Origin of the sequence: Leptolyngbya sp. O-77, assembly GCF_001548395.1 — a bacterium.
In the GTDB taxonomy this organism is placed as follows: Bacteria; Cyanobacteriota; Cyanobacteriia; order Elainellales; family Elainellaceae; genus Thermoleptolyngbya.
The window spans coordinates 5,102,292-5,127,059 of record NZ_AP017367.1; the positions used below are offsets into that span (position 1 = coordinate 5,102,292).

The following is a 24,768-nucleotide window of genomic DNA, read 5'->3' on the forward strand; positions in this document are numbered from 1 at the left end:
ATGCACTCAAGGAAGGCATCCAGGTACTACTGGCTTGTGAAGTCGATACAGCCGCTCGAAAAACAATTGAGATCAATCGACCCGATATAGCGTTGATCGGGGATATTCGAGATTACTCAGCTTCAGAAATTCGAGAAAAGGCAGGGCTGAGTTCGACCGACGAAATTGATGTTATCGTTGGCGGGCCTCCATGCCAAGCCTTTAGCAGTGCAGGCAAACGTCAAGGATTCAATGACGAGCGAGGTAATGTCTTTTTGACGTTTATCGATTTAATCATTGAGTTGAAGCCGAGATTTGCAGTTATTGAAAATGTTCGAGGATTACTGTCTGCTCCGTTGAAGCACAGACCTCATGAAATGCGAGGAAAAAATTTTCCGCCATTGTCTCAAGATGAGCAGAGAGGCGGTGCCCTGCTCTTTATTGCTCAACGGCTCAGGGAGGCTGGGTACAGTATCTCTTTTAATTTGTATAATGCTGCTAATTTTGGAGCGCCGCAGCAACGGGAAAGGGTCGTCATTGCTTGTAGCCGGGATGGCGAGAAACTTCCTTACCTCACCCCCACTCATTCAGAAAAAGGTCTGTACGGATTGCCAACCTGGAAAAGCTTACGAGAAGCCTTACAAGGACTACCTGAAGATGGACATCATTTTGTCAAGTTTCCTGAAAAACGGCTCAAGTATTACAAGTTGCTAAAGCCAGGACAATACTGGCGAGACTTGCCAGAAGAACTACATCAAGAAGCGCTAGGAGCTTCTTATCATGCGGGAGGGGGAAAGACGGGTTTTTACCGCAGGCTAGCGTGGGATAAGCCCGCCCCAACCTTGGTTACCCATCCAGCTATGCCTGCGACTGATCTAGCGCATCCAGAGGAAGATAGACCCCTTAGCATTGAAGAATATAAGCGTATTCAAGAGTTCCCAGACGATTGGATTATTGCAGGCACCTTACTCGATCAATATCGACAAGTAGGCAATGCTGTACCTTGCTCTCTAGGAAGGGCGATCGCCAGGATGTTGCTATCTCATTTAAAGGGTGAGCAGCCTCTAAATTACCCAGATTTCCCGTATTCTCGCTACCACAAAACGGATGATGTCAATTGGATGAAGGAGATGGGTTGTTTTGAAGAATCCTCAGTAAAGCAGCTATCTCTCAACTTAGTTTGATAACCCTGATAGATCCTGCCAAGGATTATTTAATTCAATAGCGAGGGCATTTGGGTTAGCTGACAAAATGCGTTGAACAAAAGTAACAAAATTTTCTTCTGAAAATCGATCCGTACTGTACTTGTCATTGAAATAAGACCATCGGTAGGAACCCGTTCTAGCATCAACCCGATACCATTTTTCAATGGGTCGATTAATCCTTACTCTAGAGGATGAACTGTTTTCTGAGTTGCTTCGGTTCTTGACCTGCAAAAGAGAGCCATCGACATTGCAAAAATCTACGTGCCGAACCGATTCTCCCCAACAACAGTACCAACCGTAATCAGCAAGCTGCTCAGCTAAAAATTCTTCTAACAGTAGTCCCTGGATGTTTTCGGCAGACATCGATAGCCTATGAGCATATTTGATTTGCTCGAGCTGTTCTGTTGTTAATCCTGGCAATCGAGCATTGATGATGGAGTGCATCCCACTTTTGCGATGAGTAAAAGTGCTTAGTTCTAGACTTTGGCGATAGCGATAAACTTTGAGTATTGTACTTTTACCCGATACCTGTCATGGACGCTGAGAAAAAAGCCCAAATCCAAGCCCATGCTCGTGCCCTTGCCGCTCTGCTATACGAGGAAACTGACCCAGAGCAAGTGAAAACGTTGGCAGGGATTGAGGCGGCAGTGCGAGGACATCTGCTCGAACATGTCAGCCCAGAGATCGGGGATTTTTTATTGCAACAAGTAGCGGCACGACAAGTGGACGAAAGCGTCGCATCGAGAGCATCCTTGGACAACTGCAAGTGAGTGAGAAACAAGCTCAAATTCTGGAGGTGAAAGCGTACACACGATGGAGTCCTTACCTGGAGCGGTGTTGTTTGTTGGTGAGTGCCAATGAATCGTATGAGCGGGCGGCAGAAGACATTGAAGTGTTGACTGGGATAAAGGTTTCTCACAGTACTCAACAGCGATTAGTGCATCGTCAAATCTTTGAGTTACCGCAAGTGGAAGAAACGGTTGAGGAGATGAGTATCGATGGAGGTAAAGTGCGATTGCGAACACCCGAAGGAGAACCGAGTGAATGGCGAGATTACAAGGCAGTGAATCTGCACGAGTCCTGTGTTGCTGCCTTCTTTCAAGACAATGAGCAGTTGGTCAACTGGGTCAATGTTCAGTCTTTATCTGACCCATTGACTTGTATTGGAGATGGGCATGATGGATCTGGAATGTCTACACCCAGATTGGCAACCAGACCCAAAGACGGGAGATTTTGGACTGGTATCACTTGGTTGAGAATTTGGGCAAAGTGGGTGGTTCTGTGCAACGTTTAGATGCCGTGGAAACCTGTTTGTGGCAAGGCGATGTCGAGGGCGCAATTGCACAGTTTGAGGATTGGCAACACGAGCGGGTTACGAATTTCGTTAGCTACCTTAACAAGCATCGACAGCGGATTGTCAATTATGGCTACTATCAAGCTGAAGGAGTCTCCATTGGTTCCGGGGCAATTGAATCGACCGTTAAACAACTTGGGCGGCGAATCAAGATATCGGGGGCGCAGTGGGACAAAGATAACGTTCCGCAGGTGCTGAAGCAACGTTGTGCCTACCTCAATGGGCAATTCTCAACATGAGTCTTGCAAAATTGGGATGCACTCTTGATGATGATACTGACGATTGGATCGGCGACTGTGCCTAGGGCGTGTCATCAATTAAGCCAAATAAGGGCAGCCGCCATGTAAATTGCACTCAGAAACGTCTCGGCTAACTTGTCATAGCGTGTCGCAATCGCTCGATACTGCTTGAGTTTGGCAAAGAAGTTCTCAATCAGATGCCGCGCTTTGTATAGCTCCTTGTCGTAATCACGCGGTGTCTTGCGGTTTCGCTTGGGCGGAATCACAGCAGTCTTGCCCTGTTGTTGGAGTCGCTCAACCACCCGTTGGTCTGCGTCATATCCTTTGTCAGCCAGGACTGTATCAGCTTGAATATTCTCTAGCAGCACATCAGCCCCATCAAGGTCACAGACCTGCCCGGGTGTGAGGTGAAAGCCTGTCGGATTGCCCAGCGCATCGACAGTCGTATGAATCTTGGTGCTCAATCCCCCTTTACTGCGACCAATGGCTTGGGCATTGGCATCCCCCCCTTTGCTCCAGCACGATGCTGATGAGCACGCACAATCGTGGTGTCGATCAGGGCGTATTCGTTGTCTGCATCTTCACACAGCACCTGAAACACCCGTTGCCCCACGCCCGTCTTTGCCCAGCGCCGAAAGCGGGTGTGAACCTTGCGAAAATCACCAAACCGCTCTGGCAAGTCTCGCCAGGGAATGCCGGCTCGATATCGATAGAGCACTGCCTCGACAAACAGACGATTATCCTTTGCTGTGACTCCCACCGCCCCCGCTCGTCCAGGGAGCAAATCTTGGAGCCGTTCCCATTGGTCATCGCGCAGGGCGTAGCGGCGGGTTGTCATAATCGTCAGATAGCTGAATCACTGCTGATTACAGCTTATCTAATTGATGACACTCCCTAGAATCTGGTGTGCAACTTTGCTGTCCCCTCACCCTAATCGCAACTCTGTTGAGACGGGGTTGATATTCTTTGTAGAAGCTCCGCTACACGGGGCTTCTACAAAAAATATTTAACGTTCCGCTTCACTCGCCGCTAGCAATCCCTCGGACTCAACGAAGAGATTTGAGATAGTTGGTATGCCAGAAAGTTGTTATGCAGCTTCTCAGTAATCGTAGTCTTCACCCATCCAATCTGGCCCAATCTCGCCAAAATCAACTGAATCAAGTTTTTTGACTTCAATTTCGATGTTATCCACCTCGACATCTGCTCCAATCTTGTCTAAGCTCCCTATAAATGAAACTAAGATATCTACGTCTAAATTTGTTTGAATATTTGCACTACTACTTCCAAACGGAACTTCGTCCTTATCTATGGAATCATGTATAGAAAATAAAAAGCTACATTCAATATTGACATCCACGCTTAATTTCGATTCAGCCACTAAACTATCATCGTCAAAATTAACTGGTCTAAATATTAAGTTAGGAGGCTCGAACAAATTGAATTCAAATCCATTGAGGGATACCTCTATTGAATTTTGCTCATACAGGAATGAGGAACTCACTTCTGGGTGAATCTCAAGATCGCTTAGTTGATACTCCAAAGCATTAGAGATAGCTTGTTTCACGTTCTGCAATTCACCCTTTTCATACTTTTCTGATAGATACTTGCAAATGTCATCAGCATCTTGAAGTTGAAATAATCCTAAAGCTCCAGCAAAATCATCAATAACAATAAGCCTTCCAGAGTCTTTGCAAAATTTCTTCCAATCGTCGTCAGATGTGACAACAATAACTTTTGTTTGATGTTTATTTGCCCAAGTTTCTAAAGACATTAGAGCAATAGCATCAGGGAATTCATTCTTCTTTTTTCCTATTTCTGAGAACGGAGGTCTAGCTTTAAAGTATTTTTGTATTAAGTCACTTATCATCACATGATTTTGAGCTTCGACTATCTCTATCGACGTAAGCTCTGAAAATTGATTAAATCGCTCAAAAACGACTTCCTTTGCTTCATGTCCACAAAAAATTATTTCTTTTATTTTTTCAACATCCTGCTCCTCAACACGCCACTGTTCTTTAGCCTGTTTCAAAGATTTTTCAATTTCCTTCTGTGTGTCTCTCGCTTTTTCCATAAGATGCGACAAGACTTCTTCCTTTACTATTTCCGAAAGAATCAACCTTGTTGAACTATCTTGAAATTGCTCTAGTTGCTTAAGTAATCCTGATTCCAGTCTTAAGCCTTGAGCATCAAAAATTGACGTGTCTAAGGTAATAGCCCCAAACTCTCCTGCTCTAACAAGCTTTTTAAGTTCATCTAGCTCCATATTTATAAACTCAAGTTATGGGTAATTCGTGAAAAGTACAGCTTTTAGAGGGCACATTTCACCAGTCGCCATGCTTTGTAACTTCTAAATTAGCTGGACTCAATATCAATCCCTAGGCCAACGTCGGCTCCAGCAACGCCCCCTGCATCCGGCTGAGCCAGTCGATCAGGTTCTCTAGCTGGAGGTCGGCGCTGAGGGCCCCCAGTCCGCGGACGGTGACTTTGCCGGGGGTGTAGACAAAGCGGGGTTGCAGGTGGCTGGGCAGCTTGTCCTTTAGTAGGTTCCAGGCGGGTTCTTCCATCGGCGTTTCTAGCAGGATGTGCTGCTTGCCGTCGGGCTTGATGCGCGAGAAGCCCAGCTTCTTAGCGATTTGCTTCAGTTCTACCACGCGGAACAGTTGCAGCGCGGCGGGGGGAATGGGGCCATAGCGATCGCTCCAATCCACCGCAATCTCGGTCAATTCCTGCTTGGTCTGGGCAGCGGCAACGGCGCGATAGGCGCTCATCTTTTGATCCAGGTCGGGGATATAGTCGGCGGGGATGAAGGCGGTGAGGCGCAGGTCGATTTGCGTGTCGTCTACCTGGGGAATTTCCTGGCCGCGAATTTCCTTGATGGCTTCCTCCAGCATTTCCATATACAGGTCAAAGCCGATCGCATCCATCTGGCCCGACTGCTCTGCCCCCAGCAGATTGCCCACGCCGCGAATCTCCATATCGCGCATGGCCAACTGATAGCCAGAGCCAAGCTGGGTAAATTCTTGAATGGCGCGGAGGCGCTGGCGGGCGGTTTCTGTAAGCTGGCTCTGTTTCGGGTAAAACAGCCACGCATGGGCCTGGATGCCCGCTCGTCCCACTCGTCCCCGGAGCTGATAAAGCTGCGACAGACCGAACTTTTGTGCGTCTTCGATCAGGATCGTATTGACGCGGGGGATGTCCAGCCCCGATTCGATAATCGTGGTGCAGACGAGAATATCCGCCTCGCCGTTGTTGAAGGTGAGCATGGTGGCTTCCAGTTCGCCTTCCTGCATTTGCCCGTGGGCGATCGCCATCCGCACCCCCGGCACCATCTCTCGGAGCTTGGCGGCGGTTTCCTCAATGCCCTCCACCCGTGGCACCACGTAAAACACCTGCCCACCGCGATCGAGTTCCTGCCGAATCGCCGTCCGCACCATCTCCGGATCGTAGGGCGACAGGTGCGTTTTGATGGGGCGGCGGGAGGGCGGCGGCGTGGTGATCAGGCTCATTTCGCGCACGCCCGACAGCGCCATGTAAAGCGTCCGGGGAATCGGCGTGGCGCTGAGGGTCAGCACGTCTACCTGAGTTTTCAGGGTTTTGATTTTTTCCTTTTGGTTCACGCCAAAGCGCTGCTCTTCGTCCACCACCAGCAGCCCCAAGTCTTTGAACTGCACGCCCTTGCCCAAAAGCTGATGCGTCCCTACGACCACATCCAGTTCCCCAGAGGCGAGGCGCTTCAGGATGTCCTGCTTTTCGGCATTGGTGCGAAAACGGTTCAGCAGACCGACCTGAATCGGGTATGGGGCAAAGCGTTCCTTCAGCGTGTGGTAGTGCTGCTGCGTCAGAATCGTCGTCGGCGCGAGCAGGGCGACCTGTTTCCCAGCGGTGATCGCCTTGAACACAGCGCGGATGGCGACCTCGGTTTTGCCGAAGCCCACGTCGCCGCAGACCAGCCGATCCATCGGGCGATCGCCCTCCATATCCCGCTTCACGTCCTGAATCGCCTTGAGCTGGTCGGTCGTCGGCTGGTAGGGGAACGAGTCCTCCATTTCTTCCTGCCAGGGCGTGTCTGGCGGGTAGGCGTGGCCCTGCTGCTGGGCCCGCTGGGCGTAGAGTTGCAGCAGGTCAAAGGCAACCTTCTTAATCGCCTTGCGAACTTTTTGCTTGGTGCGCTCCCAGGCTTTGCCCGTCATCTTGCTGAGTTCGGGTTTGCCCTCGCCCACCCCGCGAAACCGCGACAGCGCATTCACCTGATCCGCCGCCACCCGCAGTAGCCCGTCGGCATATTTCAGCACCAGATATTCGCGGGTTTCATTATCCAGCGTCAGGCTTTCCAGCTTAATAAACTGGCCAATGCCGTGGTTTTTATGAACGACGTAATCGCCCGGTTGCAGTTTATTCGGGTCAACCTGTTTGGAAGCAGCACGGCGGCGCTTGCGGACGTAGCTGGGCGTGGCCAGCGTGTGCTGCCCAAAGAACTCGCGGTCGGTAATGACGACGATGCGGAACGTCGGCAGGATGAAGCCTTCTAGCTCCGCCAAGCCGGAATATTTCACCGCCGTCGGCACTCGGTTCGCCTGGAGCCGCTCGATCGCCGGATAGTCGTGCGGATTGGGAATGAACTGCGCCGGACAGTCGTGTTCCTGCAACAGCGCCACTGACCGCGACGGCTGCGCCGAAATTAGCCACACGCCAAACTTGCGATCGCGCTCTTGCCGAATCGTCTCCGCTAATCGCCCAAACTGATGCGGCACAGCGGGAACGGGGCGACTCGACAGGTTCAGCCCGTTGCCCTCTTCCGCCAGTTCGGACAGGTGTAGACAGAGGAAGCGATCGCACGCCGCAAGGGACTCCGTAAACGGTCGGTGGGTCTTGGGAAGGGTTGGGGCCGTGGGAGATTGTGCCGTCACGCCGTCGTTCTCCGTGCCCTGCCCCCCGGATACCTCGCGCCAGTGGTCTTCCGCATGGTCAAACCAGCGATCGCCATGTGCCTGACATTGCTCCATCTCATCAATGGCAACCAGGGTATTCTCCGGTAAATAATCCAGCAGCGACGCGGGCCGGTCAAACGCCAGCCCCAAAAACCGCCGTGCCCCCTCCAGTCGTCCGCTTTCCGCCAATCGCTCCGCTTCTTCCGGGGATAGGTACGGCTGGAGACGCTCCAAACTTTCTGCCAGATCGCCCTGACCGCTGGCCCCCAATCCCAACAACACCATCGGCGCAAAATCCGTTGCCGTCAGCACCAACTGCGGCACATTGTCGAGCGATCGCTGGCTGGCCGGGTCAAACTCGCGGATCTTCTCTAGCTCATCGCCAAATAGCTCCAGGCGCACGGGCAACTCCGCCGCCACCGGAAACACATCGATGATGTCGCCGCGCTGGCTCCACTGTCCCTCGGTTTCCACCATCGCCACTTTTTCATAGCCCAGTAGCGCCAGTTGGCGGCTGAGGGATTTCAGGTCAATTTCCAAGCCCTGGGTCAGCGTGACGCAAAACTGGCGAAATGTCTCCACGGGCGGCAGATGCGGCTGGAGCGATCGCTCGGTAGACACAATTGCAAGCTGGGACGGCTGGGACGATGACTCAACCCGCGCCAGATCTGCCAACACCTGCAACTGCCCCCAGGTCATTTCCGATTCGGGGTCAAAGGGTTCGTAGGGCGACGCTTCTGAGGTGGGGTAGAAATGCACGGTGGTCCAGCCCATCGCTTCCAGTTGGGCCGTCCAGCGTCCGGCTTCCTCTAGCGTGGCGGCAACCACCAGCAGCGGGCGCTGGGCCGTTTGGGCCAGGGTTGAGGCGACCAGTCCCTTGGGCAGGCGGGCAATGCCGTTGAGACTGAGGCGGCGCTGCTGGTTCAGCTTGGTGAGCAGTTCGGCGGTGAGGGGCGATCGCCCCATGACGCGACAAATCGACGAAAACGCCATAGCGGTTGGGATTTCGGGAAGCAGTGGTTGAGCTAAAGACTGTTGACCATTGTAAAGCGCTGCCAGAGATTCAGGATTGGGGGAACCGCTTCCGGAAAGACGGGTCAGGGCCCAGGATTCAGGAAATCGGTTCCAGATGTCAGGTCAAATCTGTCGCTGACCCCTGGCCGCCTGCGAGAAAATCTGCTGATCCTACAATTTCACCCTGGTCGAGGTGCTACCTTCATCTATAAGTTTGCGAGATGCGCGTGCCAATTTGGCTTGCCAAACCTGGTTAGCAAAATTGAGTCTGCAAGCACCTGCAAGCTTGTCTTCCCTTCAAACTCAACTCCAAAGACGTTTCTAGCCCCTTTTGCCGGACGCGGGCTGCTGCCGGAGACTGCCACCAATGCCTTCCGTTGCTGTTGAAGTTTTAATCGTGCTGCTGCTGATTTTGGCAAATGGCATCTTTGCGATGTCGGAGATGGCGATTGTGTCTGCCCGCAAAATCCGCCTTCAGGAGATGGCCGAGCGAGGCGACAAAAAAGCCCAGGCAGCGATAGAACTGGCGACTTCTCCCAATCGGTTTCTCTCAACGGTGCAGGTTGGCATCACGCTCATTGGCATTCTGGCGGGCGCGTTTGGCGGGGCGACAATTGCGAATACGCTGGCAGGGGCGATCGCCCAGATTCCCGCGCTTGAACCCTACAGTGGGGCGATCGCCTTCAGCGTCGTCGTCCTGGCTATCACCTACCTCTCGCTGATCATCGGCGAACTGGTGCCCAAGCGCATCGCCCTCAGCAGCCCCGAAAAAATCGCCAGGGCCGTCTCTCGCCCCATGCGCTGCCTCTCTTCTCTGGCCTACCCGCTGGTGCACTTGTTAAGCGCTTCCACCGAAGGCATCCTGAAACTGGTGGGCGTGAATCAGTCTTCTAATGAACCCTTGGTAACGGAAGAAGAAATTAAGGTGATGGTGCGCCAGGGTGCAGAGGCCGGTATGTTTGATGCAGCCGAGCAAGACATGGTAGAGCGCGTCTTTCACCTGGGCGACCAGCGCGTCAGCGGCCTGATGACCCCACGCCTGGAAATTGTCTGGCTTGACCTGAATGATCCTGAACATATCAATCGTCAAAAAGTGATTGAAAACGGACACAGCCGCTATCTGGTCTGTCAGGAAACGCTGGACAACGTGCTGGGCGTGGCTCATGTCACTGATCTGCTGTCGCGCAGCCTGTCTGGCCAACCCTTTGACCTGGCGGGCAACCTGCGGCAGCCGCTCTTCGTGCCCGAATCCAGCCCTGCGCTGAAGGTGCTGGAGTTGTTCAAACAGTCCAGCACGCACCTGGCGATTATTGTGGATGAATATGGCGTGGTGCAGGGCATCGTCACGCTCAACGATGTGATGGAAGTGATCATCGGTGACGTGCCAATGGCAGACCACGGCTTTGAAGCGGCCGTTGTGCAGCGCGAAGACGGCTCCTGGCTGCTAGACGGGATGCTGCCCATCGACAAGCTCAAGGAACTGTTCGACATTGACGAACTGCCGGATGAAGACCGGGGTAACTATCAAACGCTGGGGGGCTTCGTGATCATGCAACTCGGCCGGATTCCTACCGCTGCCGACTATTTCAACTGGCACAACCTGCGGTTTGAGGTGATGGATATGGACGGCAATCGAGTAGATAAGATGCTGGTGATGCCAGTGGTGCAGAAGGACGATAGCGCAATGGGGGGATGAGTTGCGATTCAGGAAAATAACAGGATGATGGAATGAAGCGATGATGAAACATTCCAATCCCCTTAAGCTTCGATCCTTCGATACCCCGATCCTCTAGGTCTTCCAATGCTCGAACTTTTTCTGGCCGAACTGCGTCGAAGCTGGATTCAACTGCTGCGATACTCCACCGAGGCGATCGCCGGTATTGTGATTACGACGGTCGTGTTTTACGGGCTGTTTCTGAGTGCGCGGTATATTGCCGGGCCAGACTTGCAGTTTGGCGATCGCCTCGATGCGGTGGTCATCGGCTACGTGCTGTGGACACTGGCGCTGTTCATCATGAGCGACGTAGCAGGCAACTTGCAGCGCGAAGCGCAGACGGGCACGCTGGAGCAGCTATTTCTATCGCCCTACAGCCCGCCCCGGCTCTTCCTGACGCGGGCGCTAGCCAGCCTGACGATTCAGCTCACGCTGATTGCCTGCATTTTGGGTGTGATTTCGCTGCTCACGGGCACGCGGCTCTCCTTTCCACCTGCGGTTTTGCCCGCCTTTGCCACGGTGCTGTTAGGAGCCTACGGGCTGGCCTTTGCGATGGGGTCGCTGTCGCTCTTGCTGAAGCAGGTGCAGCAATTGTTGGGTATTTTCCAGTTTGCGCTGCTGTTTTTGCTGGCAGTGCCGTCAGAAACCTGGTCAGGCCCGCTGCGGCTGCTGGGGATGCTGCTACCAATGGCTCCCGGTGCGGGGCTGATGCGCGATGTCATGGCGCGGGGCGTGCCGCTCAGGGCCAGCAACTTTGGGCTGGCGCTGCTGAATGGTGCAATTTATTTTGGACTGGGCTTGACGCTGTTTCACCTGGCCGAGCGCGAAACCAAGCGGCGCGGCAAGCTAGCGGGCTACTGATAGAGTCTATGGACAGAAAAGAGTTGAGGAATATTGCGCTGATTTTTCCAAAATGGTAGGCTGTGAGCCTGTAAAGCTGACCCCATTGCTGATTAACGCCTAAAAGCTCGAAATCCCTCTGATATGCTTCCTGAATTCATCAGCAACTTGGCGGATTTCACTCAGCCTTTTACGCAAACAGAACGAAAATCGTACGCAAATCGGATGAACGCCAGCGATTCGGATGATTCGATAGCTCCAGCCTCCAGCTTTAAATCCTTAACCCCCAATCTCTAAGCCCTAATATGCCTGAAGGCCCCGAAATCCGCCGTGCTGCGGACGAAGTTGAACGTGCCATAGTCCGCGAGCCTGTCCAAGATATTTTCTTCGCCTTTGAGCATCTGAAACCCTACGAAGACAAACTGAGGGGCGATCGCATCCTAAACGTACAAACACGCGGCAAGGGAATGCTGATTCGCTTTGCCTGCCAGCTCAATATCTATAGCCACAACCAGCTCTACGGCATCTGGTTCGTCCGCAAAGCCTACGATTTCCCAAAAACAAAGCGTCAACTCCGTTTGGCAATTCACAACAGCCAAAAATCTGCCCTGCTCTACAGCGCCTCGGATATCGAAGTGCTGCGCGAAGATGAGCTATTGCAGCACCCCTTCTGGAGCCAAGTCGGCCCCGACGTGCTGGATTCCGCCGTCACCGTTGAACAAGTCGCCGCCCGATTTCTCGATCCACGCTTTCACCGTCGCGGGCTAATGTCGCTGCTGCTCGATCAAAAATTCCTCTGCGGCCTGGGCAACTATCTCCGCAGTGAGGTGCTGTTTGTGGCGGGCGTGCATCCTAGCCTGCGCCCGATCGATTGCACCCCAGAGCGCATCGCATGCACCCCAGAGCAAATAACTGGACTGGCTGAGGCGGCGATCGCCCTTTCCCGTCAGTCCTACACCACCGGCGGCATCACCAACGACCTCAACCTAGTAACCCAACTGAAGCAGCAAGGCCTCAGCCGTGGGCAGTATCGCTTTCGGGTGTTTAACCGCGACGGACAGCCCTGCTGGGTGTGCCAAACGCCAATCGAGAAAGACACCCTGGGCGGACGACGGATTTACTACTGTCCGGTTTGTCAGAGCAAGGGCGTAAGGCCTGTCGTAAGTCCTGTCTTTTTAAGTAGCGCTCCGGATGAAATGCCTGAAAGCCCCGCAGAGGCTTGACTAGCACGCCAAAATCGCCCCTCCAAAATCCAAAATCGCCCCTCCAAAATCCAAAATCGCCCCTCCAAAATTCAAAATCGCTAGTATCCCAACTCGCTATCACGCTTCCTCAGACGTGCGACAATAGGCCACGATCTTTTCCCTTTTTTGCTCCTGGAATCCCATTTGGCATGGCGCTTACCAATTTGCGATCGCTCCGATTTTTACGCACGACACAGCGGCCGAGTTTGTCGGTGCAAATGATGTGGGTGGGCGTGGCGATCGGGGCAGTGTTTGTGCTGGTGGCGCTGTTGGCTCCGCTGTTTCACACCTGGGGCTGGCTGCAAGACCCGCTGGAGGCGCTGGCGAACCCAATTCATGAATCACCGTCGGCGGCGCACTGGTTTGGCACCGATCGACAGGGCTACGACATTTTTGCTCGCACCCTCTATGGCGCACAGGCGGCGCTGAAGGTAGTGGTGCTGGCGACGGCGCTGAGCGTGCTGGTGGGCGTGCCGCTAGGAATGCTGAGCGGCTATTTGGGCGGCTGGCTAGACCGAGTGCTGCTGTTTCTCATGGACACGATCTACACGCTGCCGGGGCTGCTGCTGTCGGTGACGCTGGCGTTTGTGGTGGGGCGGGGCGTGCTAAATGCGGCGATCGCCCTCAGCATTGCCTACGTGCCGCAGTACTATCGCGTCGTGCGGAACCACACTGTTAGCGTCAAAACCGAGCTATTTATAGAAGCGGCCCAGTCGATGGGTGCGTCCACTTGGCGCGTTTTGAGCAAGTACCTCTTTGCCAACGTGATCCAGAGCGTGCCCGTGCTGTTTACGCTCAACGCCGCCGATGCCGCGCTGACGCTAGGAGGACTCGGCTTTTTGGGACTGGGCTTGCCCGACCAAACCCCCGAATGGGGCGCAGATCTCCGCCAAGCGCTGGACGCGCTGCCGACGGGCATCTGGTGGCCCGCCCTCTTCCCCGGCCTCGCCCTGACGCTGCTGGTCACGGGCCTGTCTTTGGTTGGCGAAGGGCTGAATGAGTTTGTTAATCCACTGCTGCGGCGAGAAAACTGGAAGTAACATCCCTATGCCCTACGTAATTGGCATCGACCTCGGCGGCACGGCGATCAAGCTGGGGCGATATGACGCTCAGGGAAAGTGCGCTGCATCCGTGACCGTGCCCACGCCGCAACCGCCGCAGCCAGAGCAGGTGGTCGAGGCAATGGCAGCGGCGATCGCCCAGGTTGATCCCCAAAATGAGGCGATCGCCCTTGGGGTCGGCACGCCAGGCCCAGCAGACGCAGCGGGGCGGGTGGCGCGGGTTGCCATCAACCTCGGCTGGCAGGATGTGCCCCTGGCAGATTGGCTGGAGGCGAAGACAGGCAAACCGACGGTGCTGGCCAACGATGCCAACTGTGCGGGGCTGGGCGAAAGCTGGCTGGGGGCAGGGCGCAACTTTCGCGACGTGATCCTGCTGACGCTGGGGACGGGCGTGGGTGGAGCGATCGTGCTGGATGGCAGGCTGTTTGCGGGGCGACAGGGCACGGGCGGCGAACTGGGGCTAATCACGTTGAATCCGCAGGGGCCAGAATGCAACAGCGGCAATCGTGGTTCCCTGGAGCAATATTGCTCGGTGCAGGCGATTCGACGGCGCACGGGGCTAGAGCCAGGAGAACTGGGCCGCAGAGCTAAGGCGGGAGATTTGGAGGCGATCGCCTTCTGGCAAGAATATGGGCGCGACCTCGGCGCGGGCATCGCCAGCCTGGTTTATGTCCTCACGCCAGAAGCGGTAATCCTCAGCGGTGGCATCAGCGCCAGCTTCGAGTTTTTCTACCCGACGCTGTGGGCGGAACTGCAAACCCGCGTGCTGCCCAGTTCCCGCGAAGGGCTGCAAGTTTTGCCCGCTGCTCTGGGCAATCAGGCCGGTGAGGTGGGCGCGGCCAAGCTGGCGTGGGAGTTGGTGAGAGCACAGGGGTTGCAAAGCGATGGACTGGAGCGGAATGATGGGAGGGAGTCGCCGCTCCCCAAATCCCTCCGCCAACTGGAAATGGCCTACTGGCTAGCGTCCGAACAGGCGCGGTTCAACGCCGGGTTTCTGGCGCGGGTGTCTCATGAACTGCGATCGCCCATTAACGGCGTAATCGGGCTACAGCAGTTGATTCTCAACGATCTGTGCGATAGCCCAGAGGAGGAGCGAGAGTTTGTGCGACAGGCCAATGGCGCAGCCCAAAAGATGCTGGGGCTGCTGGATCAGGCGATCGCCATTTCGCGCATTTCCCAGGACTTTCGCAAGCTGGAGCTACAGCCCGTGCAGCTTGCAGGAACGTTTCTGGCAGTGGGCGATCGCACCCAGCTTCTGGCCCGCAACCGCAATTTGCAGCTAGAAATCCTCCCGCCTAGCCCAGCCTACTACGTGCTGGCCGATCCGCAGTGGTTGCAGCAGGGGTTGGTGAGCCTGGTGAGCGGGGCGATCGCCACCATGCGCGATGGCTCGATTCGCCTGATGGCAGAAATCGACGCAGCCACCAAACTGGCCCATCTCATCCTGGAAGACATGCGCCCCACTGAGGCCTGGCAAGAACCCCTCGACCAGTTAGCTGCTCTATCGCAAAACCCCAAAATTACCCGCAGCAGCGGCTATGTGCCTGTGGCTCAACTCTCGTCGGGATTAGGCCTGCTGGCATTTCAATCTATCCTAGAGGCAATGGGCGGACGGCTGGAATTGCTGAATACGCCCACCGCAGATAATCCACTGTCGCGATTGCAAATAACCCTGCCCCTGATTCAAGAAGAAGACGAGGGGGTTTGAGCCATAGAAAAGAGATGGCACTGAGTATATGGAGATGGCACTGATAGTCGTACCCAGATGATGGGGGGGGAGGCCCACTCCCCCCAGCTTCATGAACGAGAGCCAGTGGAGAGGGGGGGCGTTGCTGAACAGAAGCATGTTTCTCGTGCTTGAGCTTCTTGCAATCCTCACCCTCGCCCTCTTCCAAAAGAAAGGGAACAAAAGGAAAGGGAGCAAGCGTTGTGGCTCCCTTATCCCTGGGGAGAACCGATTATCTTGAATGTCAAACGAATCGTACAGATTGAAAGTTGCATTGAAAGTTGCACATTGCGTTGTTATGAGTTGATTGCCAGCTAGGAGGTCGGCAAGTTTGACACACTCAGCCGCAGGCGATAGTTCACCGGGGCGCTAGAAGCCGTCGAAACGCGCACAAAATAAGTGCTGGGCATAAGGCCTGTCAGGCTAAACCTGCGAACCCCCGCCAGCACAGGAAACGCCAGCTTCTGCCCGCCAAACCTCAGCACTCTGCCCCTGGCATTTAGCACTGCTAGCTGAACGGTCGGCGCACCCGACTTGCGAAAGACAATCTGCGCGGCGGATGGATTTTTTACCACTAGCCGATACAAGTCGCGGTCTGAGCGGCTGACCGAATCTCGCCGATTAAAGGCTCCGGGAATAGGTCTGACCCGTAGCGCGGATGCCAGCGTTCCTCCGGGTTCTCGCTGAGAGGCGCGGGCGGCTGTCCGCACGCTGAGCGCAGCTAGGGGCGAAGATTTGACAGGCGCAGAAAGACTGCGATTGCTGGAGATACTGGATTTTAGAGGCTGAGACATGACGATTTTTAAAACAGGAAGACTTCTAGCTTATCCCTGGAAATACGGAAATGAGGATGTGCTTTTTATAAAGCTTAAATATTCTCTAAATATTCTCAAAGATTAGATGACAGGCAAACGAGCAATTCTTTGTTTTTTGGAGGGATCGAGCTTGAGTTGGGCAGGATTGTAAAGATATTGTTATGAAATCTATGGCAGGGTGTCGAATCGCAGTTTCTATGCCGTCAGAATAAACGCCCAAACGCTCGATAACGGCGTAAATAAACCCCAAAAAAAGAGGCAACGTATGAATCGATGGAAGTGGCTGACTGTCTTTGCTCTGATGATGCTGCTGGTAGGCAGTTTGATGCGTCCGGCAGCAACGCTGGCGGCTCCGCATTCGACCTTAGTTTCTCCGATCTCGATCTCTGTGACCATGTTTGCTGAATCTTCTGGAGGTGCTTCGTTGTTTTCTTTTTCTGGATCGCGTCCCACCAATCTGGGAGTAAAGGACGGTAAACTGACAGCTTGCCCTGGCTCACCCAACTGCGTCAATAGTCAAGCTCTGGGGTCGGATGCCGAGCATTACATTGCGCCCCTGAGCTATAGCGGCTCACCCGCGGAGGCGATCGCCCGTCTCAAGGGCATCATTACCGCCATGCCGCGCACCCAGATCATCACCGAGTCTGATCATTACCTCTACGCCGAGTTCACCAGTGCGCTGATGGGGTTTGTGGACGATGTGGAGTTCTACGTAGACGAGGCGGCGGGCGTGGTGCAGGTGCGATCAGCCTCGCGCCTGGGTCAGTCTGATTTGGGCGTGAATCGCAAGCGAGTTGAGGAAATTCGGGCTAAGCTGTAGAGATTTTGGATTGGGAATTTTGGATTGGGGATTTTAGATTGAGCAAGAGGGTTGGGGCGATCGCTCTGTCCCATAGTCCAAAAACTCTCTTCATTTTCTGCCAAAAAACTTTGTAAAAAAAGAGGCGAGAACGCAGCACATTCTCGCCTTCGTTTTGCTGTGCAAACCAAACTGTCTTGCTGTGCAAACCAAACTGTCTTGCAAGGCTTGCCCTCACCCTTTGATATCAATCTCTCTTCAGTAGCGTTACGAATTAAATTGCCGAAAGCCCTGCAAACGCTCGACTAGCAATCCAAAATCGCAAATCCAAAATCGAACTCCAGCCCTACAGGGGCTTGCCAAAGTTCTGCGTCCAATAGTGGTAATAATTCACCTGGCCAGTGTCATTGGCGAGGTAGTGGTAGCCGATGCCGATGTCCTGATAGTTGGGATTGAGCATCGCCGCCCGATGTCCGGGGCTGTTGATCCAAGCATTGACCACGGCCTGAGGCGTGGTGTAGCCCGCAGCAATGTTTTCGCCCGTGAACGACCACTGATATCCGGCCGCCGTAACCCGCTGACTAAAGGTAGAGCCGTCTTTGCCCGTGTGGCTAAAGAAGTCCTGATTCGCCATATTGAGGCTGTGCCTCTGGGCTGCATTACTCAGCTTGCTGTTATAAGACAGCGGCCGCAGGCCATTTTGCTGGCGAAACGCATTGGTCAGCCGCAGCACCTCGGCAATGAACCCAGTCGGCTGGGTTTCGCGAGTGCCACTACTGGAGGATGTATCCGATGGGGTCGTTTCCATTGCCAGGTTGTAATTGAGACTGCCACCCTGGCTGCGGACTCTGAGGAAGAATGTGCCCGTCAGGTTTTTGGCGGCTAGCGTGTTGGATTGCCCAGGGCGAATAGGCATTCTGCCTTTAACCTCGTTGGCATCGAGGCGGCCGTTGTTGTTCAGGTCTTGGATTAGATGGGCGATCGCCCCTATGCCACTACCTGTTCCCGAAGCCGCAATGGTGAAATTGCTTGATTTACTGAAATTGAGGCGGTAGATGTCATCCCGATCGCCAGAGCCGACCCAATCGGTGAGGTTCAGCTTCCCAGAAGAGAAGCGGAGCCTGCGGGCCGTTGCAAAGGTGTTTCCAGCAGTGTCTTTTTGCATATCACGTGGATGACTGCCTATCGGGTGGACTCTTCCAGTAAGACCCATCCGTACAGCCAGCGCCAACCCGGTATACACGGAGACTCTTTACACTTAAATTACGAACTGTCAAGCGAATAAAAGCTTGACCTGAATTCGCCTGATTTCATCTATTTCAATACCGTTGAAGAGCGATCGCCCATCCTAAAAAAGATATCAAATTTAGATATCGAATAATTTCGTGCAGAAATTAATACACTTGTACTATTGCTTCTACACCTTCGGGTATCAATTCAAACCGCACCATATCGTGCAACTACGTGCTGGTTTGCATTGTCCACCGTGTCGTCTAAATTTGCACAAGCCGAATTTGACCGGGCCAGCGCCAAGTGATCTGAAGTTTTGAGCCAGGCCCAAAGCTGATCGCCGATCGAAAAATGCCACCATTCATTGGGATGGCGACAGAACCCCGCCGACTGCATGGCGGTAGCTAGATGCTGGCGGTTTCGGTGAGCGATCGCCCGCGCTGGGTCATAGCGGTCGGAAGTGGGGTCGGCGTAAGGCGCAAAGTAATCGGGGTAGGAGCGGGGGCTGAGTTCGTCGATTGAAGAACCCATCTCGGCGGGTTGACCGCTGGCATCGAGCAGGGTGACATCGACGGCTGCGCCCGTGCTGTGGGGTGGGGGCGTGGCGGGGTTGTGGTTTGGCACGGCCCAAAACTGGTAGACCTGCTGCCAGAAGTCATGCTGCTGGGCTTCGCTGAGATTGGCAGGGTCGAGTCCGTGCGATCGCACTAGGTCTTGAAAGGTATAGTCCACCATGAACTGCTGCACGGCAATGGGGCGATAGGCATCGAAGATTTGGATGCGCCAGCCGGGGCAGCGTTCCTGCAAGTTTGCCTGGGCCAGCCGCAGCCGCTCCAGCACGCCCTGCCGCACAAAAAACGGAGAGCGATCGTCATAGGGCGCACCCAGCACCGCGTAGGGATGGGGTTCCACCCGCGCAAATTCATCGGCGGGAAGTTCCACCAGCGGCTCACCACATTCCTGAATCGCCACTTGCTGATAGGGTTTCATGATTCTCGCGGGAGAGGAGAATCGGAATTGCCCGAACTGCTTTCGCCCGGTGCATCGTTTTCTTGACCGCCGACGACCCGATTTCGCCCCAGCGCCTTTGCCCGCAGCAGGTTTTGGTCGGCCCGTCGCAGCAGGCTGATGCCTCGCGCATCGTCCTGTGCTATCAGCGATGCAGTGCCCGCGCTGATAGTGATGTTGAGATCCAGAGAGTCGTCGATGACGAATGGCTGGTCGCTGATGAGCCGACAGATGCGATTGGCGATCGCCTCTGCTTCCTGGTTGCCCGTGTCGCTGAGGATAATCACAAACTCTTCGCCGCCATAGCGAAACGGCGTGTCATAAAAGCGCAAGTTGTGGCGCAGCCGCGACGCAATTAGCTGTAGAGCGCGATCGCCCACCAGATGCCCATAGGTGTCGTTGATGCTTTTAAAGAAGTCTACATCCAGCATCAGCAGGCTAATGGGCATTCCCCGCAGCCGCGCATTATGAATCTGCCGGGGCAGTTCCCACTCAAAGGCGCGGCGGTTGTTTAGCTCGGTGAGCGGGTCTGACAGGGCGATCGCCGATAAAATATCATTGGTGCGAATTAACTCTCGATGGTTTTGCACACGCCGCAGCCCCGCCTGCACATGGGCACTGATCAGCGACTGGGCATCTTTTTCAGCAGACTTGTCTTGCAACTTGGCTCGCCATAGCTCCACACAGGCATCTGCACCCATCATCAGTGCCGAAGTTTCCAGTTGCACGCCCTCTTGGGGGCGATCGCCCAATTCGCCCAGCGCAGGCGGCTGTCGATCATCCACAACCACACAATAGATCCACGCCAGATGGCTTTGCGCCTTTACCCTTTGACACAAGTCCAGACTGCCCGGCTGGGTCGCCTGGATAATCAGCAAATCGGGTTGTTGAGCCTGAATCAGCGGTGTCGCTTCATGCGGATTGGGCGCAACCTCCAGGGTAAACGCAGTCAGATCAGAAGTCAGAGCCGAAAGGGATGCCAGAAATTCGCGATCCCCCACAATGAGAATCGAAGCGTCCATGGAATGCGGAGCCTACCTCGAAAGTTTAAAAGACCAACATTGAACTCACCGCTGCTTGCCTAAGCTAACCAATGCCTAAACAGCTTGAAGAGAACCCTCTCCAGCCGCAAAATCATATTCAGAGAGAAAATAAGGCGTATCGTTAGACTCGACCTTGCAAAAGCAATCCTGCAAAAGAAATTTAGGCGGAGATTCTTACGCTGCGTAGTACATTAAAAGCTACATGGGGCATTAAAAATAGAATCAACGCAAGATTGGTTCGGGAAACCCATCCTTTAACCCAATGAAACCTGGTTCAAAAAGTCCCCAAGATAATTGCGGCGATAGTTCGGGATACACATCCTTCGACCCAATGAAACTACGGATAGAAATGGATACATTAGCCGAATCTGCTATTTCGGAATTTGCAGAACAAATTTCTTGCTCTACAAGGCTTCCCAATTCATTCCGTTCTTGGCAGGTATAAGAATATACTCGACTCGAATACGATTTATTAAATCCCAAGCTGCATACCTCCATAACTTTAGGCATCTCTTTAGGCATCTATTTAATTCAATCCTGCAACAGACCTGAACGGCAAATACGGCGACTCCTGAATGACCGCTAATATCAACTCTCCTGAGTGTCGCCACAAATAAAATTGCTGGAAGTCTCGCAGACGCTTGACTAGCAATCCAAAATCGCAGGTTCAAAATCGAGAATTGAGGTTACAACAGATTCATCCTCGACAACGGAGATTCCGAAACAGGTAACACGCAAGCTATGCAGCGTTACAAACGATGCATAGCCCAGGATAGTGAGAGGAGTGAAATGAAAGAAGGAGAAGCGTAAGCAGACGGAGCAGCCCATCTCAGAAGCCACACACGTCAGTCAAAGCAGCCCTGCCCAGATCCTAAGTGCAACGGCCCGCAAACAACATAAGAGTCAAAAACAACAGTCTATCGTCTAAAGAGTCAAATGCAGGTTCCAAAATGCAAAGAAACCTACATCAGAACCGACCGGACAGACTGGGTATGCTGCTAGCGTTGCAAGCAGGACTCTGAACCCCTGTCGTCTGCAATGCCTGGATCAGCAGTCAGGCGATTAGAAATCATTTAGACTGCTCAGCACCTAGACTGCTCAACGCCAATTTTGGTTCAATAAAGTCCAGCTTGGAGGATTTTGGTCAGTTATTCAATCGCCAGTTCTGAAACTAGCACGACCTGCTGCCTGAGCACATAGAGAAATCCCAGGACATTCATTATCAAAAACGTCACCCCAACAAAACATCACCCCAAATTCATGCGGGTCAAATTCATGCGGGATTGCTGATTGAGTCCTGTTTGATTCTGCGAAATTGTGGGCGGCGGCTGCGCGATCGCGCATTATAAATCCCGCTGATGGCTGGATTAAGCAATCCGGCTCAAGACTGCTATTTTGCTGTTTTCTGGCTGTTTTTTGTGGTATCAATGCCCCGTTGCGGAGGCGGTGCTGATGGGTTCTGTCAGAATACCCAAAGTCCGGCAAAATTCTCTCAGCATTTCCTGATTTTTGGGTTGCTGAATCTGCCAGGCAGATTGCAAGATCGTAGTAACCAGGATTTTTGATAAGATTTGTCGTCGTTCCAGCCCTTGTTCCAAGTGTCTGGCGGTGTCTGGATGACCAGTGCTTGGTTTGCAGCCGACCGCCTGCGCCGCTTGACCAGCCGCCTTGGGGACATCGAGATCTGGTGCGATCGCCCCTATCCTGAGCCATACCCTCCATTTCCGCTCTGCCGCCAACCGCTTGCAGCCCCATCATCCAGTTCTTCTCTCGGCCTGTTTCGAGTTGATCTATGCCTAAATCGCCGCCCAAATCGCCGTCCCCTTCTGCCGCTTTGACCCAGCCGCCCAACCTCAGCGGGGCGCAGATTCGCCAGACCTTTCTCGACTTCTACGCCGAGCGGGGGCATCAGGTTCTCCCCAGCGCGTCGCTGGTGCCCGAAGATCCGACGGTGCTGCTGACGATCGCCGGAATGCTGCCGTTCAAGCCAATTTTCCTGGGGCAGCGGGCCGCCGAATTTCCCCGCGCCACCACCTCACAAAAGTGCATCCGCACCAACGACATCGAGAACGTTGGCCGCACGGCTCGTCACCACACCTTTTTTGAAATGCTGGGCAACTTTAGCTTTGGCGACTATTTCAAAGAAAAGGCGATCGCCTGGGCGTGGGAACTCTCGACCGAAGTCTTCAAGCTGCCCCCAGAACGATTGGTGGTCAGTGTGTTTCGAGAAGACGACGAAGCGTTCGCCATCTGGCGCGACCAGATCGGCATTCCCGAAGCCCGCATTAAACGGATGGATGAGAAGGACAACTTCTGGCAGTCTGGCCCGACGGGCCCCTGCGGCCCCTGCTCTGAGATTTACTACGACTTTCACCCAGAGCGGGGCGATGATCATATCGATCTAGAAGACGACACCCGCTTCATCGAGTTCTATAACCTGGTGTTTATGCAATATAACCAGGATGCGGGAGGGTAACCCTGACTCCCCTGTCGGCGCAGAACATCGACACGGGCATGGGGTTGGAGCGAATGGCGCAGATTCTCCAGCGCGTGCCGAACAACTACGAAACTGACCTAATTTTCCCGATTATCCAGGCCGCAGCGCAGATTGCAGGGCTGGACTATGCTGCGTGTGACGACAAGACCAAAACCTCGCTGAAGGTGATTGGCGACCATGTGCGGGCGGTAACGCATTTGATTGCGGACGGCGTGAATGCCTCTAACCTGGGGCGCGGCTATGTGCTGCGTCGCCTGATTCGCCGCGTGGTGCGCCACGGTCGGCTGATTGGCATTGGGCAGCCGTTTATTACGCAAGTTGCCGAGTCGGCGATCGCCCTTGCTGAAGCCGCCTACCCCAACCTGCGCCAGCGCGAAAGAGCCATCAAGGCTGAACTGGCGCTAGAAGAATCCCGTTTTCTGGAAACCCTGGAGCGCGGCGAAAAGCTGCTGGCAGACATCATGGCCAAGTTGCCTGCAAAGGGGCAGATTTCGGGACAGGATGCCTTCACGCTCTACGACACCTACGGCTTTCCGCTGGAGCTAACCCAGGAAATCGCCGAAGAAGCAGGACTGACGGTGGACACCGACGGCTTTGAAGTAGAGATGGAGAAACAGCGCGATCGCGCTCGGGCCGCCCACGAAACCATCGACCTCACCGTGCAGGGCAGCCTCGACACGCTGGCGGAGAACCTGCATGAAACCAGTTTCCTGGGCTATACCCAGCCGCAAGCGGAGGCAGAGGTGAAGCTGGTGCTAGTGCAGGGCAAGCCTGTGGACACGGCCGCTGCGGGAACCGACGTGCAGGTGATTCTCGACCAAACGCCGTTTTATGCTGAATCGGGCGGGCAGGTGGGCGATCGCGGCGTTCTGCTGGGTGAAGCAGGACTGCGGGTGCGCGTTCAAGACGTGCAAAAGGATGGCGCGATTTTCGTTCACTTTGGCACCGTGGAAGCGGGCACGCTGAAAACGGGCGATCGCCTCACTGCCCAGATCGACCTCGCTTGCCGCCGCCGCGCCCAAGCCAACCACACGGCGACGCACCTGCTTCAGGCCGCGCTAAAGAAACTCATTGATGAGAACATTGGTCAGCAGGGATCAATGGTCGCCTTTGACCGACTGCGGTTTGACTATAACCTGGCTCGGCCGCTGACGGCGGAGGAAATTCAGCAGATCGAAGACCAGGTGAACACCTGGATCGCCGAAGCCCACGCCGCTGATGTGTCGATCATGCCGCTGGCTACCGCCAAAGCGAAGGGCGCAACCGCCATGTTTGGCGAAAAATATGCCGACGAAGTGCGCGTCATCGACTTTCCTGGTGTGTCGATGGAACTGTGCGGCGGCACCCACGTCAGCAACACGGCCGAAATTGGTCTGTTCAAGATCATCTCAGAAACGGGCGTGTCTGCTGGGGTACGCCGCATCGAGGCCGTTGCGGGGCCTGCGGTGCTGGAATACCTGAACCTGCGTGACAGGGTGGTGCGCGACTTGGGCGATCGCTTCAAAGCCAAGCCCGAAGAGATTCCCGACCGCATCACCGCGCTTCAGGACGAGCTAAAGGCGACTCAGAAAGAACTCGCCGCGTTGAAAGCAGAACTGGCGATCGCCCAGTCTAACCAACTGCTCGACCAAGCAGAGACGCTGGGCGATTTCAAAATCCTGGTGGCAGAAATGCCCGGTGCCGACGCAGATGCGCTGAAAACCGCCGCTGAGCGCCTGCTGCAAAAGCTAGGCGAAGGTGCAGTTTTCCTGGGTTCTGCACCCGCTACCGATAAAGTCGCCCTCGTCGCCGCCTTTAGCCCAACGGTCAACCAAAAAGGACTGCAAGCCGGAAAGCTGATCGGGGCGATCGCCAAACTCTGCGGCGGCGGCGGCGGCGGCCGACCCAACTTTGCCCAGGCCGGCGGCCGCGACCCCAGCAAGCTAGCAGAGGCACTGAAAGAAGCGCGATCGCAGATTCATGCCGCTCTAGGTTAGCCGCTCTAGGCTAAACGTCCAAACGAGATGTGCAACGTTGCCAACCTCCCTCACCATTTCTGGTAACCCGAAGGCGTTAAGCCCGCTCTGGAAGAA

At 54.5% G+C, this 24,768-nt stretch carries 18 protein-coding genes and 1 pseudogene; 10 read left to right on the forward strand and 9 right to left on the reverse strand.

Annotated elements, in window-relative coordinates; all coding sequences use genetic code 11:
* Positions 1-71: 71 nt before the first annotated feature.
* Positions 72-1,163 (forward strand): DNA cytosine methyltransferase, encoded by a 1,092-nt coding sequence (locus O77CONTIG1_RS21585; protein WP_286132726.1) that lies wholly within the window; start codon positions 72-74, stop codon positions 1,161-1,163.
* Here the strand turns inward: O77CONTIG1_RS21585 and O77CONTIG1_RS23960 are convergent.
* Positions 1,155-1,628, reverse strand: coding sequence for a SinI family restriction endonuclease (locus O77CONTIG1_RS23960; protein WP_084782902.1), 474 nt, complete (start codon positions 1,626-1,628; stop codon positions 1,155-1,157). The two genes, O77CONTIG1_RS21585 and O77CONTIG1_RS23960, sit on opposite strands and share 9 nt — an antisense overlap.
* Positions 1,629-1,717: 89 nt before the next feature.
* On the opposite strand from O77CONTIG1_RS23960, the pseudogene O77CONTIG1_RS21595 reads away from it, so the two are divergent.
* Positions 1,718-2,777: pseudogene (locus O77CONTIG1_RS21595) on the forward strand (ISKra4 family transposase).
* A gap of 74 nt (positions 2,778-2,851) precedes the next feature.
* Here O77CONTIG1_RS21595 and O77CONTIG1_RS23965 read toward each other — a convergent pair.
* From O77CONTIG1_RS23965 to mfd, 3 genes are all read right to left on the reverse strand, one after another.
* Positions 2,852-3,615, reverse strand: a protein-coding gene (locus O77CONTIG1_RS23965; protein WP_410503478.1) for an IS5 family transposase whose coding sequence is annotated in 2 segments (ribosomal slippage) — positions 2,852-3,285 and positions 3,285-3,615 — 765 coding nt in all. Because the reading frame shifts where the segments join, the coding sequence is not laid out codon by codon here.
* A gap of 261 nt (positions 3,616-3,876) precedes the next feature.
* A complete protein-coding gene (locus O77CONTIG1_RS21610; protein WP_068515025.1) occupies positions 3,877-5,040 on the reverse strand; it encodes a PIN domain-containing protein in 1,164 nt (387 codons plus the stop codon).
* A gap of 112 nt (positions 5,041-5,152) precedes the next feature.
* On the reverse strand, positions 5,153-8,698 hold the full coding sequence (mfd, locus tag O77CONTIG1_RS21615; protein ID WP_068515029.1) for a transcription-repair coupling factor: 3,546 nt from the start codon (positions 8,696-8,698) through the stop codon (positions 5,153-5,155).
* 388 nt (positions 8,699-9,086) lie between these two features.
* On the opposite strand from mfd, the gene O77CONTIG1_RS21620 reads away from it, so the two are divergent.
* The 5 genes from O77CONTIG1_RS21620 to O77CONTIG1_RS28225 all read left to right on the forward strand — a co-directional run bounded on the left by O77CONTIG1_RS21620 (position 9,087) and on the right by O77CONTIG1_RS28225 (position 15,286).
* Positions 9,087-10,415, forward strand: coding sequence for a hemolysin family protein (locus O77CONTIG1_RS21620; RefSeq protein WP_068515032.1), 1,329 nt, complete (start codon positions 9,087-9,089; stop codon positions 10,413-10,415).
* A gap of 105 nt (positions 10,416-10,520) precedes the next feature.
* Complete coding sequence (locus O77CONTIG1_RS21625) at positions 10,521-11,294, forward strand: ABC transporter permease (protein WP_068515034.1); 774 nt, start codon at positions 10,521-10,523, stop codon at positions 11,292-11,294.
* Between the two features lie 284 nt (positions 11,295-11,578).
* Positions 11,579-12,496 carry an endonuclease VIII gene (nei, locus tag O77CONTIG1_RS21630; RefSeq protein WP_068515037.1) on the forward strand — a complete coding sequence of 306 codons (918 nt, stop codon included), beginning with the start codon at positions 11,579-11,581 and terminating at the stop codon, positions 12,494-12,496.
* Between the two features lie 170 nt (positions 12,497-12,666).
* The gene (locus O77CONTIG1_RS21635; protein WP_068515040.1) at positions 12,667-13,557 is read left to right on the forward strand and encodes an ABC transporter permease; all 891 of its coding nucleotides are present in this window, start codon (positions 12,667-12,669) and stop codon (positions 13,555-13,557) included.
* A 7-nt stretch (positions 13,558-13,564) separates the two neighbouring features.
* A complete protein-coding gene (locus tag O77CONTIG1_RS28225; protein ID WP_084782903.1) occupies positions 13,565-15,286 on the forward strand; it encodes an ROK family protein in 1,722 nt (573 codons plus the stop codon).
* 332 nt (positions 15,287-15,618) lie between these two features.
* Here O77CONTIG1_RS28225 and O77CONTIG1_RS21645 read toward each other — a convergent pair whose 3' ends face one another.
* A complete protein-coding gene (locus tag O77CONTIG1_RS21645) occupies positions 15,619-16,098 on the reverse strand; it encodes a hypothetical protein (protein ID WP_068515043.1) in 480 nt (159 codons plus the stop codon).
* Positions 16,099-16,543: 445 nt separating this feature from the next.
* Here O77CONTIG1_RS21645 and O77CONTIG1_RS21650 point away from each other — a divergent pair, with 445 nt between their 5' ends.
* The gene (locus O77CONTIG1_RS21650) at positions 16,544-16,939 is read left to right on the forward strand and encodes a DUF1499 domain-containing protein (protein ID WP_286132457.1); all 396 of its coding nucleotides are present in this window, start codon (positions 16,544-16,546) and stop codon (positions 16,937-16,939) included.
* Between the two features lie 325 nt (positions 16,940-17,264).
* Here O77CONTIG1_RS21650 and O77CONTIG1_RS26445 read toward each other — a convergent pair whose 3' ends face one another.
* The 4 genes from O77CONTIG1_RS26445 to O77CONTIG1_RS25020 form a co-directional block, all read right to left on the reverse strand.
* On the reverse strand, positions 17,265-18,083 hold the full coding sequence (locus tag O77CONTIG1_RS26445; protein ID WP_225894638.1) for a CAP domain-containing protein: 819 nt from the start codon (positions 18,081-18,083) through the stop codon (positions 17,265-17,267).
* Positions 18,084-18,355: 272 nt separating this feature from the next.
* Positions 18,356-19,138 (reverse strand): M15 family metallopeptidase, encoded by a 783-nt coding sequence (locus O77CONTIG1_RS21660; protein ID WP_084782905.1) that lies wholly within the window; start codon positions 19,136-19,138, stop codon positions 18,356-18,358.
* Positions 19,135-20,178 (reverse strand): diguanylate cyclase, encoded by a 1,044-nt coding sequence (locus O77CONTIG1_RS21665; protein WP_068515047.1) that lies wholly within the window; start codon positions 20,176-20,178, stop codon positions 19,135-19,137. The genes O77CONTIG1_RS21660 and O77CONTIG1_RS21665 overlap by 4 nt, the downstream gene beginning before the upstream one ends.
* Before the next feature lie 1,173 nt (positions 20,179-21,351).
* Positions 21,352-22,011, reverse strand: coding sequence for a hypothetical protein (locus O77CONTIG1_RS25020; RefSeq protein ID WP_156435577.1), 660 nt, complete (start codon positions 22,009-22,011; stop codon positions 21,352-21,354).
* On the opposite strand from O77CONTIG1_RS25020, the gene O77CONTIG1_RS28230 reads away from it, so the two are divergent.
* Together O77CONTIG1_RS28230 and alaS are read left to right on the forward strand one after the other, a co-directional pair.
* Positions 21,992-22,675, forward strand: coding sequence for an alanine--tRNA ligase-related protein (locus O77CONTIG1_RS28230; RefSeq protein WP_317134158.1), 684 nt, complete (start codon positions 21,992-21,994; stop codon positions 22,673-22,675). The genes O77CONTIG1_RS25020 and O77CONTIG1_RS28230 overlap by 20 nt on opposite strands.
* 53 nt (positions 22,676-22,728) lie before the next feature.
* Positions 22,729-24,672: an alanine--tRNA ligase gene (gene alaS, locus O77CONTIG1_RS21675; RefSeq protein ID WP_317134159.1), complete on the forward strand. Its 1,944-nt coding sequence runs from the start codon at positions 22,729-22,731 to the stop codon at positions 24,670-24,672.
* Positions 24,673-24,768 lie beyond the last annotated feature (96 nt).